At 71.1% G+C, this 15120-nt stretch carries 15 protein-coding genes; 11 read left to right on the plus strand and 4 right to left on the minus strand.

What is annotated here, in order from left to right; genetic code table 11:
• Positions 1-150 precede the first annotated feature (150 nt).
• The 3 genes from V6U90_RS02795 to V6U90_RS02805 all read left to right on the plus strand — a co-directional run bounded on the left by V6U90_RS02795 (position 151) and on the right by V6U90_RS02805 (position 4503).
• Positions 151-1173, plus strand: a complete 1023-nt coding sequence (locus V6U90_RS02795; RefSeq protein ID WP_334430959.1) for a coiled-coil domain-containing protein — start codon at positions 151-153, stop codon at positions 1171-1173.
• 35 nt (positions 1174-1208) lie between these two features.
• Positions 1209-2762, plus strand: coding sequence for a fused MFS/spermidine synthase (locus tag V6U90_RS02800; RefSeq protein WP_334430960.1), 1554 nt, complete (start codon positions 1209-1211; stop codon positions 2760-2762).
• Between the two features lie 70 nt (positions 2763-2832).
• A complete protein-coding gene (locus V6U90_RS02805; protein WP_442933509.1) occupies positions 2833-4503 on the plus strand; it encodes a protein kinase domain-containing protein in 1671 nt (556 codons plus the stop codon).
• A gap of 23 nt (positions 4504-4526) precedes the next feature.
• Here V6U90_RS02805 and V6U90_RS02810 read toward each other — a convergent pair whose 3' ends face one another.
• On the minus strand, positions 4527-5204 hold the full coding sequence (locus V6U90_RS02810) for a potassium channel family protein (RefSeq protein WP_334430962.1): 678 nt from the start codon (positions 5202-5204) through the stop codon (positions 4527-4529).
• The gene (locus V6U90_RS02815) at positions 5194-6528 is read right to left on the minus strand and encodes a TrkH family potassium uptake protein (protein ID WP_334430963.1); all 1335 of its coding nucleotides are present in this window, start codon (positions 6526-6528) and stop codon (positions 5194-5196) included. Before V6U90_RS02815 ends, V6U90_RS02810 begins: the two co-directional genes overlap by 11 nt.
• A gap of 141 nt (positions 6529-6669) precedes the next feature.
• Between V6U90_RS02815 and V6U90_RS02820 the strand changes: the two genes are divergently transcribed.
• On the plus strand, positions 6670-7788 hold the full coding sequence (locus tag V6U90_RS02820; protein ID WP_334430964.1) for a glycerophosphodiester phosphodiesterase: 1119 nt from the start codon (positions 6670-6672) through the stop codon (positions 7786-7788).
• Between the two features lie 823 nt (positions 7789-8611).
• Here V6U90_RS02820 and V6U90_RS02825 read toward each other — a convergent pair.
• On the minus strand, positions 8612-8842 hold the full coding sequence (locus tag V6U90_RS02825) for a GntR family transcriptional regulator (protein WP_334430965.1): 231 nt from the start codon (positions 8840-8842) through the stop codon (positions 8612-8614).
• An 18-nt stretch (positions 8843-8860) separates the two neighbouring features.
• The gene (locus V6U90_RS02830) at positions 8861-9127 is read right to left on the minus strand and encodes a GntR family transcriptional regulator (protein ID WP_442933510.1); all 267 of its coding nucleotides are present in this window, start codon (positions 9125-9127) and stop codon (positions 8861-8863) included.
• Between the two features lie 252 nt (positions 9128-9379).
• On the opposite strand from V6U90_RS02830, the gene V6U90_RS02835 reads away from it, so the two are divergent.
• The 7 genes from V6U90_RS02835 to V6U90_RS02865 all read left to right on the plus strand — a co-directional run bounded on the left by V6U90_RS02835 (position 9380) and on the right by V6U90_RS02865 (position 14987).
• Positions 9380-9718, plus strand: a complete 339-nt coding sequence (locus V6U90_RS02835; RefSeq protein ID WP_334430966.1) for a DivIVA domain-containing protein — start codon at positions 9380-9382, stop codon at positions 9716-9718.
• Positions 9715-9954 carry a hypothetical protein gene (locus V6U90_RS02840; RefSeq protein ID WP_334430967.1) on the plus strand — a complete coding sequence of 80 codons (240 nt, stop codon included), beginning with the start codon at positions 9715-9717 and terminating at the stop codon, positions 9952-9954. Before V6U90_RS02835 ends, V6U90_RS02840 begins: the two co-directional genes overlap by 4 nt.
• Positions 9955-10310: 356 nt before the next feature.
• On the plus strand, positions 10311-11516 hold the full coding sequence (locus V6U90_RS02845) for a substrate-binding domain-containing protein (protein ID WP_334430968.1): 1206 nt from the start codon (positions 10311-10313) through the stop codon (positions 11514-11516).
• 3 nt (positions 11517-11519) lie between these two features.
• Entirely contained in the window at positions 11520-12263 is a 744-nt protein-coding gene (locus tag V6U90_RS02850; RefSeq protein ID WP_334430969.1) for an ABC transporter ATP-binding protein, read from the plus strand.
• A complete protein-coding gene (locus tag V6U90_RS02855; protein WP_334430970.1) occupies positions 12260-12994 on the plus strand; it encodes an ABC transporter ATP-binding protein in 735 nt (244 codons plus the stop codon). The genes V6U90_RS02850 and V6U90_RS02855 overlap by 4 nt, the downstream gene beginning before the upstream one ends.
• The gene (locus V6U90_RS02860; protein WP_334430971.1) at positions 12991-13881 is read left to right on the plus strand and encodes a branched-chain amino acid ABC transporter permease; all 891 of its coding nucleotides are present in this window, start codon (positions 12991-12993) and stop codon (positions 13879-13881) included. The genes V6U90_RS02855 and V6U90_RS02860 overlap by 4 nt, the downstream gene beginning before the upstream one ends.
• On the plus strand, positions 13878-14987 hold the full coding sequence (locus tag V6U90_RS02865) for a branched-chain amino acid ABC transporter permease (RefSeq protein ID WP_334430972.1): 1110 nt from the start codon (positions 13878-13880) through the stop codon (positions 14985-14987). The genes V6U90_RS02860 and V6U90_RS02865 overlap by 4 nt, the downstream gene beginning before the upstream one ends.
• Positions 14988-15120 lie beyond the last annotated feature (133 nt).

Consider the following 15120-nt stretch of genomic DNA (forward strand, 5'->3'; position numbering starts at 1 on the left):
TCCCGCCCGGTTCGGGGACGACCGCAGCCTGCGGGGTCCGGTATTGTGACCGGCGGTCTCCGCCCGCAGGCACCGCTGCGGTGCCGGCGGTGGCCGCCGCCGGCAGGGCACCACCGGGGGGCCGGCGGTCGACGGAAGGAAACGGCTTTCGTGCGCAGGACGGCTCTCGCCCGGTGCCTCAATCCGCTGGTCGCGATCGTGGCGGCCGTCTCCGTGCTGGTCGGAGCGCTGGCCGCACCCGGGTACGCGGCCCCGACCACCCCGCCCAACGAGGGCGGCACCAAAGGCCTGCGGGACGCCCTGGAGGCGACCGCCAAGGGGCACATCGAGGCCAAGGCCAAGCTGGACAGCTCCAAGCAGCGGCAGAAGGTGGCGAGCGACCAGTTCCGGGCGGCGGAGCTGCAACTGGCCCTGCTCACCGTCCAGGTCGGTGAGGTGGCGGCCGAGTCGTACCGGCTGGGCCGGCTGACCCCGATCACCATGCTGCTGAACAGCACCTCACCCGAGGCGTTCCTGCAACGCGCCGCCGGGCTGGAGGTGATGGCGCAACGCGACGACAAGCGGCTGCGGGCGCTGACCGCCGCCCGCGAGCAGGCCGCGAAGGCCAAGGCCGCCATCGACGCCGAGGTGGCCGAGCAGCAGAAGCAGCTCGCCGTCATGGAACGCAAGAAGAAGGACGCCGAGCGGGCGCTCGCGGCGGTCAGCCGGGGTACCAGCGGCGGGTTCGTCAGCGCCAACTCGCCGTCGGCGAAACCGGCCCCCCGCAACTCGGACGGCTCCTGGCCGTCGGAGTCCTGCTCGGTGAACGACCCGACCACCTCGGGCTGCATCACCCCCCGCACCCTGCACGCGTTGCAGCAGGCCAAGGCAGCCGGCTACACCCGGTACGTCTCCTGCTACCGCAGTGGCGGCGGCGGTGAGCACCCCAAGGGCCGGGCGTGCGACTTCTCCGCCGCCGCCGGGGGATTCAAGAACGAGACCGCCACCGGCGGGGACAAGAGCTACGGCGACGCGGTGGCCTCGTTCTACGTCAAGAACGCCAGCCGGCTCGGTGTGCTCTACGTGATCTGGTACCGGCAGATCTGGCATCCGGGCACCGGGTGGCGCTCGTACAGCGGCAGCGGCAGCCCGGCCGCCGACCACACGAACCACGTTCATCTCTCCATGTACTGACCCTTTTGCCAGTTCTGCTGCGTACCATCGCAGCGATGAGCGTCCCACCACCGCAGGTCACGGCCACCTCCGAGCCGTCCGCCGCCGCGAACTCCGAGCCGCTGCCCAACGGCCTCGCCGCGTTCCTGGTCTTCCTGGCCAGCGGGGCGGTACTGGTCCTGGAGACCGTCGCGCTGCGACTGGTCGGCCCGTACGTCGGGGTGACCCTGGAGGTGACCAGCTCGGTGATCGGGCTGGCGCTCGCCGCCATCGCGTACGGCGCCTGGTTCGGCGGCTGGTTGGCCGACCGGCGGGACCCGCGCAGCCTGCTCGCCCCGGCGCTGGTGCTGGCCGGCATCGCCGCCGCGGTCACCGTCCCGGTGGTCCGGTACGCCGGGGAGGTGCTGCGTGGCGGCGCGGCCAGCGCGATCCTGCTGCTCACCGCGATCGCTGTCTTCGTGCCGGCGGCACTGCTCTCCTCGGTCACCCCGCTGGTGGTGAAACTCCAGCTCGGTGACCTGAGCCGGACCGGGCAGGTGGTCGGCCGGTTGAGCGGCATCGGCACCCTGGGCGGCATCACCGCCACCCTGGCCACCGGGTTCGTGCTGGTCGCCGCGCTGCCCAGCACGGCCATCGTGCTGATCGTCGCGGTGGTGCTCGGGGCGACCGGGCTGGCGCTGGCGGTGTACCTGCGCCGGCAGGACCGGGCCGGGCTACCCGGGCCGGCCCGGACCAGGTCGGCGGTCGCGGTGGTCGGCCTGGTCGGGGCGGCGCTGACCACCGTCGCGCCGAACCCCTGCGACGTGGAGACGGCGTACCACTGTGCCCGCGTCGAGGTCGACCCGCAGCGGTCGTCCGGCCGGACCCTGATGCTCAACTCCGCCCAGCACTCCTACGTCGACCTCGCCGACCCGACCCACCTGGAGTTCGCGTACACCCAGTGGATCGGGGCGGTAGCCGATGTGGCCGCCCCCGCCGGGCGCCGGCTGGACGCCCTGCACCTCGGTGGCGGCGGGTTCACCGTGCCGACGTACCTCTCCGCGACCCGTCCCGGCACCGCGAACCTGGTCTTCGAGATCGACGGCGGCCTGGTCGAGCTGGGCCGGCGGGAGCTGGGCGTACGCGAGGGGCCGCAGTTGCGGGCAGTGGTCGGTGACGCCCGGGTGCTGCTGGACGCCGAACCGGCCCGCAGCCGGGACCTGGTGGTCGGGGACGCCTTCGGGCACCTCGTGGTGCCCTGGCACCTGGCCACCCGGGAGATGGCCGCAGGGATCCGGCGGGTACTGCGGCCGGGTGGGATCTACACGCAGAACGTGATCGACTACCCGCCGGGCCGGTTCATCCGGGCCGAACTCGCCACGGTGGCCGCCGAGTTCCCGCACGTCGCGCTGGTCGCCCCGCCGGCCGGGATCGCGGGTACCCAGGGCGCCAACTTCGTCATCGTCGCCTCGGACTCGCCGCTGCCGCTGGATGCGCTCCGTACCCGGCTGGACCGTCTCACCGAGCCGGTGGCCGTGATGTCCGGGCAGGCATTGACCGATTTCGTCGGTTCGGCCCGGGTGCTGACCGACGACTACGCACCCGTGGATCAGCTTCTCGCCACCGCCTGAACCGGATTATCCCTGACCGATTCAGCAGGTTCAGGTGTAGCCCGGGACCGCCCGGGCAACAGGGACAACCATGGGTGTAGCGGGTAGGCACGGTGCCCAGTTGCTCGGCGACCGGTACCGGTTGGTCGAGCAGCTCGGTTCGGGTGGCATGTCGGTCGTCTGGCGCGGGTACGACGAGGTGCTCGGCCGGCAGGTGGCGGTCAAGATGCTCGCCTCCCGGCTGGCCAGCGACCGGGAGTTCCGGCACCGGATCCGGATCGAGGCACAGGCGGCGGCCCGCCTCTGCCACCCGCACATCACCAACGTCTACGACTACGGCGAGTCGGTCCAGGTCGGGCTGACCGTCCCGTACGTCGTGATGGAACTGGTCGACGGGGAGTCGTTGACCGCCCGGTTGACCCGCAGCGGCAGGCTGCCCTGGCGGGAGGCGGTCACGGTGGGCGCCGAGGTCGCCTCGGCGCTGGCCACCGCACACGCCCGGGGCGTGGTGCACCGGGACGTGACCCCGGGCAACGTGATGCTGACCGCGACCGGCGCCCGGGTCGTCGACTTCGGTATCTCCGCGCTGGTCGGGGAGAGTGACACCACGCCGAACGGGGCGCTGCTCGGTACGCCCGCCTACCTCGCCCCCGAACGCCTGGACCGGGGGCAGGTCTCCCCGGCCACCGACGTGTACGCCCTCGGTCTGCTGCTCTACCGGATGCTCACCGGCCGGCTGCCCTGGCGGGCGAGCACCGGTACCCAGATGCTGCGGGCCCACCTCTACACCGAACCGGCCCCGATGGGCCCGGTCGACGGGCTACCCGAGGAGGTCGCCCACCTGGTGCACCGCTGCTTGGCGAAGCAGCCGGCGGACCGGCCGGACAGCGCCGAGGTGGCGCGTACCCTCGCCGGGGCGGCCGGGCTGGCCGCGGTGGTGCCCGTCTCGCCCGCCCCGTGGAGCGGCGGGGACGAGGACCCCGAGGCCATGGCGAACGCCGGTACCACGATCCTGCCCTGGTCGGCGGCGACCGACGCGTTGCCGCTCTCCGCCGCCCGGGCCCGCCGGGTGGCCGACCGGCGAGCCCGGGTGCAGGTGGCGGCGGTCGGGGTGGGCCTGCTCGCGGTGACCGGGGCGGTGTGGGGCGTGACCTCCCGTTCCCCGGCGAGTGGCGGCGTGGAGAAGCCCACCGAGGCCCGGATGATGGTCGGTGAGCCGGCCGGCTGCGAGGTCCGGTACGCGCTGCGCCGCGACACCGGGAAGACCTTCGAGGCCGAGGTCCGGGTCGCCAACACCGGCAGCCGGGCGCTGCCGGCCGCGCTGCGGTTCGACTTCCCCGGTGAACAGCGGGTGGCCAAGGCCGATCGGGCCGACTGGCACCAGCAGGACGCCACCGTCCTGCTGCGCCCGCCGACCGGCGACGGTGGCCTGGCACCCGGGGCTGCCGCACAGCTCACCCTGGCCGGCCGGTACGACACCACCAACCCGTTGCCGGTGCGGTTCCGGATCGGTGACACCGACTGTGCGGTACAGGTCTCTGCGGTGACCGGCGCCCCGGCGACCACCGCGCCCGCCACCACCGGTGCCCCACCCACCTCCGGGGGCAGGAAGGCCACCGGTGGACCGGGCTCTTCGGGCGGCTCCTCCAGCGGCTCGAAGAAGTCGACCACCGGCAACAAGGGCAAGGGGTCGGGTGACGCGCCGGGAAAAGGCACGGCCCCCGACGATGACGACGATGGCGGCGGCGGTGAGGACGACTGACGGAGGCGGCGTGCCCGGCCTGCTCAGGTCATCTCGGCGAACCGTTGCACCTGGCTGATCGTCCCCTCCACGATCAGCATGCTGCCCGGGGCGAGCACGGTGTCCGGGGAGGTGTAGCGGAACTTCTCCCCGGGCTGCTTGGCCCCGACCACGACCACCCCGTGCCGGTCGCTGATCGCGATCTCCCCGACCGGGCGGCCCTGGAGCGTTCTGGGGGTACGGACCTTGGCGATGGCGAAGTCCTCGTCGAACTCGATGAAGTCGAGCATCTTGCTGATGATCAGGTGGGCCACCCGCTCGCCGGTTGCCGCCTCGGGGAAGACGACGTGATCGGCGCCGACCGCATCGAGGATCTTGGCGTGCTTCTCCGAGGTGGCCCGGGCCCAGATCTCCGGTATCCCGAGGTCGGTCAGCCCCAGGACGGTGAGCACGCTTGCCTCGACCGAGGCGCCGATGGCCACCACGACCCGCCCGAACTCGGTCAGGCCGAGCTGCCGCAGTGCCGTCTCGTCGGTCGCGTCCGCCTGCACCACCCGGGCGAGCTGCTCGGACCACCGCTGCACGGTCCGGGGGTTCTCGTCGATGGCCAGTACCTCGTACCCGAGGGCGATCAGCGAGTACGCGACGTGGCAGCCGAAGCGGCCCAGACCGATCACGGCGATCCCGGACTCCTCCGGGCTGGGTTTGTGTCTAGCCGACAATGGGTTGCTCCTTCGGGTAGCGGAAGTGCCGTTGCCGGGTGTTCAACGCGATCGCCGAACCGACCGCGATCGTGCCGATGCGGCCGATGTACATCAGCATGATCAGCACGATCTGGTCCGGGATCGGGGTGGCCGCCGCCGGGCTGAGCGACAGTCCGGTGGTGCTGAACGCCGAGACCACCTGGAACAACGCCTGGTAGAACTGCAGGTCCCGGGTGGTCACGATCATGACGAAGGTGCCGATCACGACGAGGGCGACGCTGAGCAGGGCCACCGTCAGCGCCTGCCGCTGGCTGGCCTCGGCGATCCGGCGCCGGCCCACCACCACGTCCGGATCGCCGCGCAGCTCTGCCCAGATGCAGAAGGCGAGCAGGAAGAAGGTGGACACCTTGATGCCACCGGCGGTGCTGGCGCTGCCGCCGCCGATGAACATCAGGCCGATGAAGAACGGATAGCTTCCCTCGTTCATCGCGTCGATGTTGATCGTGCTGAACCCGCCGGTACGGATCATCGCGTCCTGGGTGAACGCAGCCAGCAGCTTCTGCGGCCAGCCGAAGGGGCCGAGAGTGCGCGGGTTGCCCCACTCGATCACCAGGATGCCGACGAAACCGACCACCAGTAGGGTCAGGCTGCCCCAGATGGTGAGCTTGGTGGCCACCGTCCAGCGGCCTGGTCGGCGCCACCGGCGGGCCGCCTCGAACAGCGCCGGAAAACCCAACCCCCCGATGATCCCGCCGGCGGCCAACGGCAGGCAGATCCACGGGTCCCCGGCGAACCGGGCCAGACTGTCCGGGTAGAGCGAGAAACCGCCGTTGTTGAACCCCTGCACCGCGTGGAACACGGCATAGCCGAGCGCCCTGCTGGGCGGGTAGTCGTAGGCCGACCAGAACCGGACGGCGAGCACCAGGGTCATCAGCGCTTCGGTGATCAGTACGGTCTGGCCGATCCGCAGCAGCAGCCAGCGGACGTCGCCCTTGGCCAACTCGGCGCTCTCCGCGGCCAGCAGTGCCCGGTTGCGCAGGCCGAGACGCTGTGAGACGACCAGACCGAGCAGGCTGGCCAGGGCGAGGATGCCGAAGCCGCCGAGCTGGGTGAGCAGGGCGATCATCACCAGCCCGGGGTCCGACCAGCTACTGCGGGTGTCCACCGCGGAGAGCCCGGTGACCGAGACCGCCGAGGTGGCGGTGAAGAGCGCGGTGAGCAGCGGGGCCGGGCCGGGCTGCTCCCAGCAGACCGGCAACATCAGCACGGCGGTGCCCAGCGCGATCGCGCCGAGGAACGCCAACGGCACCAGCCGTACCGGGTGTCGCAGCGTCCGACGCATCATCTCATTCTGGCGCCAAGCGGACGTGGTGTGTGGTCATTCGGGACTCGCGCGGGATTCACCGGCCGGCCAGCCGGCGACCAACTGACGGTCGCCCGTCTCGGGTCTACTCGGCGCATCCCTCGACATCAGGAGAGCGCGTTGCGACGTACCCTTTTCGCCATGGGCCTGGCCGGAGCGCTGCTGACCGCGGCGGCGGTGGCCCCGACCACCTCGGCGTCGGCCGGACCGGACGGTGCCGACCGGTCCGACCGGGCCGACCGGCGGCCGATCGTCATCGCCCACCGGGGCGCGAGCGGCTACCGGCCGGAGCACACCCTGGAGGCGTACCGGCTGGCCATCCGGATGGGCGTCGACTACATCGAACCGGACCTGGTCGCCACCCGGGACGGCAAGCTGGTCGCCCGGCACGAGAACGAGATCTCGGGTACGACCGATGTGGCGGCCCGTCCCGAGTTCGCTGCCCGGAAGGCGACGAAGACCATCGACGGGATGACCGTCACCGGCTGGTTCACTGAGGACTTCACCCTGGCCGAGCTGAAGACCCTGCGGGCCAAGGAGCGGCTGCCCCAGGTCCGTACCGCGAACACGGCCTTCGACGGGCAGTTCCAGGTGCCCACCCTTCAGGAGGTCATCGACCTGGCCCGGACCGAGGGTCGGGCCCGGGGCCGGACCATCGGCATCTACCCGGAGACCAAGCACCCCAGCTACTTCGCCTCGATCGGGCTGCCGCTGGAGGAGCCGCTGGTCGCCGTGCTGAAGGCCAACAAGCTGACCCATCGGAACTCGCCGGTGATCATCCAGTCCTTCGAGACCGCCAACCTGCGCAAGCTCAACGGCATGATCGACGTCAAGCTGGCGCAGCTCCTCGACGCCTCCGGCCGCCCGTACGACCTCACCGTCGCCGGTGACCCGCGCAGCTACGCCGACCTGGCGAAGCCGGAGGGGCTGAAGTGGATCAGCGGGTACGCGGACGGCGTCGGGGCGAACAAGAACCTGATCGTCCCCCGGGACCGGACCGGCCGGCTGCTCGCCCCGACCAGCCTGATCGCCGACGCGCACCGGACCGGTCTGGTGGTGCACGCCTGGACGTTCCGGGCGGAGAATCAGTTCCTGCCGGTCGACCACCGGATCGGCACCGACCCGAACGCCCGGGGTGACATCATCGCCGAGTACGAGCTGTTCCTCAACCTCGGCCTGGACGGGATCTTCGCCGACCACCCGGACACCGCCGTGGCGGCCCGCACCGGCCTCGCCTGACCGCGCCGCGTTGGCCTGCCGGCCGGTCCGTTGCCGGGCGGCAGGCCAACGCTGTGTTTCCGGCGTCGTGTCCTTCCCGCCTCGTGTCCTTTCCTGAGCCGTGTCCTTCCCCGGGGCCGGCCCCCGACCCGGGTGCTGGTGCCCTGTCGAGCTGCACCGTCTGTGCGTGCAGTGCGGGCTGTGCGCGCTGTGCGCCCACCTGGAACCGATCCATCGACCAGGGACTGTCCTGCCGACGGTCAGTGGGAGTAGCGGACCCCCTCGGCGACCCGGATCACCTGCTCCCGGGTGAAGTACTCCGGGGCAAGGACGGAGTACGCCGGCCCTCCGGGGTCTGCGCCTCGATCACCCAGCCGCCCTCCGGTAGCCGTCCGACATCGGCCGGGTGGCCGTGCAGGGTGGTGCTGGTCAGCTCCCGGTCGGCGGATCGGCGGTCCCGCCCGGCGGTGCCGGCGGGTACGGAGTGTCGGTCACACCCGTTGATGACGGAACCCCGGTCACCGGTTCACGCCCCGCCCGACTTGTACCTGCGGCAGGCTCGTGTACCGGCCCCAGCTCGAACGCGGGTATCGCCCGTTGGTCGACAGCCGGAGCAGACCTCCGACTCGCAGCCTGTCGAGCTGCACCGTTTGCGCTGGCACCCGAGGCCGGGCTGTTCAGCCGGGATGACGCCGGCCACCTGTTTCTGCCCTGATCGGCCTCGACCACCGCTCTATGATCCACTCGATTCCCTGGTAGTCGCGGTGTCAGCCCCGATCCGATAGCCCGACTTCCTGAAAACGGAGTGGATCGAGGGGGCACCGCCGACCAGGGCGGTGGGTCGTCAGGTCGATGGACGGTCGGCGACGTACGTGCCACGACCGGGCTGGCCGGTGATCAACTCCCGGTCATGGAGCAGGGACATCGCCCGTGAGGCGGTGTTCATGCTTACGCCGTAAGCCTCGGCAAGTTCGCGAGTGGACGGCAACTTGTCGCCGGGTTTGAGTTCGCCGCTCTTGATCTTCGCGGCGAGATCGTTAGCGATCTGGCGGTATGGGGCCTGTGCTGTGGGCATGGTGCTCTCCAGTGCCCGTCAGGTCGGTGGGCGGTCGGCGACGTACGTGCCACGGCCTGACTGGCCGATGATGAGGTTTCGATCATGCAGCAGGGCCAAGGCCCGGTAGACGGTCCCGGTGCTGACCCTGTAGATGTCGGCGAGCTGACTGGTGGATGGCAGCTTGTCGCCGGGTTTGAGTTCGCCGGTCCTGATCTTCTCGGCGATCTCATCGACGATGCGGCGGAATGATGGCTGTGCTGTGGGCATGGTGAAGACTCCGGTTGGTTCGGCGTCTCTGATCATGCCGGACCTGCTCTAGCAACTGCAATAGGTTCAGTAAAAGTGACTGTCCGGAGTCGACTTGTTGCACCTGCTGTAGTAGGTTGCTGACTGTCCCGCTCCGGTTGGTTCGGCAAAGCCCCGGCGCGTGGGCGCTCAGTGGGCTCCGGGGTCGTACCGCCGAGGAGGGCTGCGGTTCCGGGGCCGGTGACCCGGTCCGCGTCTTCTCCCCGTGGGCGGACCGGGTCACCTTCCAGCACTACGGAAAGGTGGCCCATGCGCAGGTTCCTCGCCCTGTTCCGACCGGCCCGCCACACCTGGCAGAGTCGACATGCCCGACCAGCGGGGCTGACCCCGCCGCGTCGGTCACCGAACGCCGGCTGGTACCGGTCGGCCTCCTGTCGGCCGCTGACGGCCAACCAGGTCCGCGACCGCCGGTTCACCGACGCGCGGCGCGGGCTCGATCCGACCGAGGTGTACGCCTTCCTGCACCGGGTCGCCGCCGAACTGGCCGTCACCCGGCGGGAGCTGATCATGACCCGGGAGGAGAACGTCCGGATCAAGCGGGCGCTGCGCAACTGGCAGTCCCGGTTCACCCCGGGGGTGCGCTGGTGAGCCGGGGCCGGTACGTGGTGCACCTGCCGGTGGTCGCCACCGACCTCGACGCGGCGACCCGGTTCGCCAGGGCGATCACCCGGTCGGTGAGCTTCCTGGCCGACGTGGACTGGGCGGAGACCACGGTCTCCGAGGAGGACGCGCAGGGCGTACGACGGCGGGTTTTCTGTGACCGGTTGCTGGGCGGTCGTCGGCGCTGCGCCCGACCGGCCGACCACGACGGCGGCTGTGCCTGACGGGTCCACCACGACGGCGACTGCGACTGACGGAAACGTGGTCGGGTTGCCGTGAGACGCGCTGCTCCGTCTTTGCTAGCAGCTCGACAGCGTCCCACCAGGGGATGCCCCGCACCGGCCAGGGGGACGCACCCGGCGGCGACCAGTGGTAGCTGACGACACCATGCCCGGCGCGCCGGTGGTGGTGCCGCCCACCACCGGCGAGCGACGTCTGCCACTGCCCGCCCCGGTTGTCCCCGGAGGCCACCCGTCTCCTGTTACTTGTGTGTTGCCACCACATAGCCCGTGGGTGACGTCACTCCTAGCGTGAGCCGACAACGAGTTACCTCCCTCCCAGTCCCTCACGTGGAGTCGAAATGACGGTCCGCACGACGCGGCGGGTGTTCCTCTCCGCCGCCACCCTGATGGCCGCGGCGGTCGCCGCGACCGCCTGCGGCAGCCCGCAGGAGACCGCCAACGGCGGCGGTGACGGCGCCGCCCCGGTCAAGGTCGGCCTGGTGTACTCCCAGTCCGGCGCGCTCGCCAGCTACGGCAAGCAGTACATCGAGGGTTTCAAGGCCGGCCTCGACCACGCGACCAAGGGCACCGGCAAGGTCGGCGGCCGGACCATCGAGCTGACCGAGGTGGACGACGCGGGCGACCCGGCCAAGGCGGTCTCCGCCGCCAAGGACCTGATCGGAAAGGGCGTCAAGATCCTCGCCGGATCCACGGCCTCCGGTGTCGCGCTCCAGGTCGCGCCGATCGCCGCGCAGAACAAGGTGCTCTTCATCTCCGGGCCGGCGGCCACCGACGGCGTCACCGGGGTCAACAAGTACACCTTCCGGTCCGGCCGGCAGTCGTACCAGGACGTGGTGACCGCCAAGTCCTTCATCGGCGACGCGGCCGGCAAGAAGGTGGTCGTCTTCGCCCAGGACAGCGCGTTCGGCAAGAGCAACGAGGCCGCCGTCAAGGCGGTCATCGGCGGCGCCGGAGCCACCGTCACCAGCGTGCTCGCCCCGGCCAGTGCCACCGACTTCACCCCGTTCGCCAGCCAGCTCTCGGCCGCCAAGCCCGACCTGCTCTTCGTCGCCTGGGCCGGCACCACCGCCCCCGCGATGTGGCAGACCCTCGACCAGCAGGGCGTCCTCAGCTCCACCACGGTCGTCACCGGCCTCGACATCCGGGCCTCCTGGCCGACCTTCGGCGCGGCCGGCAGCAAGATCTCCTTCCTCTCCCACTACTTCGACGGCGCCAGCGACACCGAGGCGGCCAAGGCCGCCAAGGCGAAGATCCCCGGCGGGGTGCTCGACCTCTTCCACCCGGACGGCTTCGCCGCCGCCCAGATGATCGTCCGTGCCGTCGAGCAGGGCGGGGACGACGTGGAGAAGATGGTGACCGCCCTGGAGGGCTGGAGCTTCGACGGGGTCAAGGGCAAGATGACCATCCGCGCCGAGGACCACGCGCTGCTCCAGCCGATGTTCCAGGCGAAGCTGACCGGTACCGGCACGGCCCTGACCGCCGAGGCGCAGAAGACCCTCACCGGCGACGAGACCGCGCCACCGGCCGTGGCTATGAAGGGCTGACCTGTGCTCGCCACCCGTGGTCTGACCTGGCGTATCGGTGAGGTCGCCATCGTCGACAGCGTCTATCTGGACCTTGCACCGGGGGAGTTCCTCGGCGTGATCGGGCCGAACGGCGCCGGCAAGACCTCGCTGTTCAACCTGATCACCGGGGTCCGCCGGCCCACCGCCGGCCGGGTACTGCTGGACGGGAAGGACATCACCGGGCTGCCGCCGTACCGGCGGGCCCGGCTGGGTCTCGGCCGTACCTTCCAGGCGTCGTCGGTGTTCGGCTCGCTCACCGTCCGGGAGAACGTCCGGCTCGCCGTCCAGGCGCACCGCGGGGGCTCGATGAAACTGTGGCGGCGGGCGGCGGCCGACCGGGAGGTGGTTGCCGCCGCCGACGCGGCGCTCGACCGGGTCGGTCTCCACCACCGGGGTACGGCGCTCGCCGGCACCCTGGCCCACGGGGAGAAACGGAAACTGGAGATCGCCCTGCTGCTCGCCGGGGAACCCCGGGTGATGCTGCTCGACGAGCCGATGGCCGGGGTCAGTGCCGAGGACGTACCGGAACTGGTGCAGGTGATCCGGTCGCTGACCCGGGAGACCGGCCGGTCGGTGCTGATGGTCGAGCACCACATGGACGTCATCCTCGAACTGGCCGACCGGATCGCCGTGATGCACCACGGCGCGCTGCTGGCCTGCGACACCCCGGAGACCGTGATGGCCAACGCCACCGTCCAGGAGGCCTACCTCGGGGAGTCGCTATGAGTCACGAACCGGTGCTCACCGTCGAGGACCTGTCGGTACGCATCGCCGGGCTGCACATCCTCCAGGGCGTCTCGTTCACCGTCGCCCCCACCGGGGTGACCGTGCTGCTCGGCCGCAACGGGGTCGGCAAGACCACCACCCTGCGCGCCGTCCTCGGGCTCACCCCGACCGGGGGCGAGGTCCGGGGCACCGTACGGATGGGCGCCCGCAGCCTCGTCGACCAGCCCACCCACCGACTGGTCCGGGACGGACTCGGGTACGTGCCGGAGGACCGGTGCGTCTTCGCCGGCCTCACCGTCACGGAGAACCTGCGCCTCGCCGAGCGGCGGGGCAGCGTGCCCGCGTACGACCGGGTCTATGAACTCTTCCCGGAGCTGGACCGGCGCGGACGCCAGCGGGCCGGCTCGCTCTCCGGCGGCCAGCAGCAGATGCTGGCGATCGGCCGGGTACTGCTCAACGACAACCGGCTGCTGCTGATCGACGAGCCGACCAAGGGCCTCGCCCCCAAGGTGGTGACCGAGGTGGCCGAGGTGCTGGAACGGGTCGCCGCAGCGGTCCCGGTGCTGCTGGTCGAACAGAACCTCGCCGTGGTCCGCCGGCTCGCCACCGACGCCGTGGTGCTCGCCGCCGGCAAGGTGGCCTGGACCGGACCTGCCCGGGAACTGCTACTGGAGACCGCGTTGACGAAGTCCCTGCTCGGCGTCGGCTCTGCGGAGGTACCCAGCTCATGAGCACCGTGGTGTTGTTGACCCTGACCGGGCTCGGGCTGGCCGCCCTCTACTTCCTGGTCGCCTCCGGTCTGGCCCTCGTGTTCGGCCTCGCCGACGTGCTCAACTTCGCGCATGGGCTGTTCCTCGGCGTCGGTGCGTACGCCACCTGGTGGGCCGCCGGGAACCTGCCGGGCGCCGGCCCGGACGGGTTCGGGTTCGTGCTCGCCGCCGCGTTCGGGGTGGTCGCCGGGGCGGTGGTGGCGATGCTGGTCGAGCTGGTCATGATCCGCCCGCTCTACTCCCGCACCATCGAACAGGTGCTGGTCACGGTGGGGCTCTCGCTCGCCGGGGTGGCGCTGCTCCAGGCCACCTGGGGAGCCGACCCCCGGCCCTTCCCCCGGCCGGAGTGGACCCGGGGGGTCACCGACGTGCTCGGCGCCAAGGTGCCGAACAGTGGCCTGCTGCTGATTCTGACCGCCGTCGTGGTGCTCGGCGGGCTGCTCGCGTTCCTCCGCTGGACCCGGTACGGCCTGATCATCCGGGCCGGTGTGGAGAACCGGGAGATGGTCACCGCGCTCGGCATCGACGTGCGGAAGGCGTTCACCCTGGTCTTCGCGATCGGCGGGGCCGCCGCCGCGCTGGCCGGCGCGCTCGGCGGGATCTACTTCGGCTCGGTCTCACCCGGCCAGGGCAGCTCTCTGCTGATCTTCGCGTTCATCGTGGTGGTGATCGGTGGGATGGGCTCGGTGGTCGGTGCCGCGTACGCGGCGGTCGCCGTCGGCCTGCTGCAACAGTTCGTCAACTACTACGGCACCTCGGGTGCCGGGGACATCTGCGTGGTCGCACTGCTCGCCGTCGTGCTGCTGCTGCGCCCGCAGGGCATCGCCGGAAAGGTGGCAACCGCATGACGAACTCGGTGGTCGACGCGCCCCCGGCGAAGGTGCCGGCCGAACTCACCCCGCCCCCGGGACGATGGCACCGGGTACGCCCGTGGCTGCCGCTGGTCGCGCTCGTGGTCTTCGCGATCCTGCCGTACTCCACGGCCCACCTGCCCGGGTTCTTCGAGGGACCGCTGAACTCGCCCGGCACCCTGCAACTGCTCGCCATCTGCCTGGTCTTCGGCGGGCTGGCCGCCGGGTACGACCTGCTGTTCGGCCGGACCGGGATGCTCTCCTTCGGGCACGCGCTCTACTTCGCCGCCGGCGTGTACGGGGTGGACATCCTGGTCACCCGGGCCGGGCTGCCACTGTGGTCGGCGGCCCTGCTCACCGTCACCGGTGGGGCGACGCTCGCCGCGCTGCTCGGTGCGGTGGCGCTGCGTACCGCCGGGATCGCCTTCGCCATGGTCACGTTGGCATTTGCGCAGGTCGGGGCGATCCTGGTGGCCCGGGACTTCGGCGGCCTCACCGGTGGCGAGGAGGGGCTGCCGCTGGACGTGAGCGGGCTGCCGGCCGCCCTGGTCGGGGTGACGAACACCGTCAACCTGTACTGGCTGGCCCTGGCGTACCTGACCCTGGTGGTCTTCGTGGTGCACCGGGTCTCCGGCTCGCCGACCGGGCGGGTACTCGCCGGACTGCGCGACGACGAGCGCCGGATCGGGGTGCTGGGGCTGGACCCGTACCGGTTCAAGCTGATCGCGTTCACCCTCTCCGGAACGCTGGCGGCCGCCGGCGGGGTGATCTACTGCCTGCTGGTCGGGGGTGCCTCCCCGCACATCACCTCCTCCGAGCTGACCCTGTCGTTGCTGGTCATGGTGGTGCTCGGCGGGCCCGGTACCCGCTGGGGCCCGGTGCTGGGCGGGATGCTCTACATGTACCTGGACCACCGGCTGACCGCATTCGGCTCCTCGTCCGCCGTGGATGCGCTGCCCAGCGTGCTGAGCCGACCGCTGTCGCAGCCGCTCTTCGTGCTCGGCACGGTCTTCATCCTGGCGGTCTACTTCTTCCCCGGTGGCCTGGCCGGTCTCGCCGACCGGCTCGGCCCACTCCGCCGCCTCCTGCCCCGCCGCCCCTAGCCGCGTCGATCGTCAGATGCGGGAGGGGCGGCCCCCGGGTGGCCGCCCCTCCCGTCAGCGACAGCTGTTAATAGGGGGCCCTTCCTCTACCGAAAGCGTTAAGCGGGGGCCCTTCCTTACATCAGTGGTAGAA

Origin of the sequence: Micromonospora sp. CPCC 206060 (genome assembly GCF_036906895.1) — a bacterium.
Taxonomy (GTDB): domain Bacteria; phylum Actinomycetota; class Actinomycetes; order Mycobacteriales; family Micromonosporaceae; genus Micromonospora.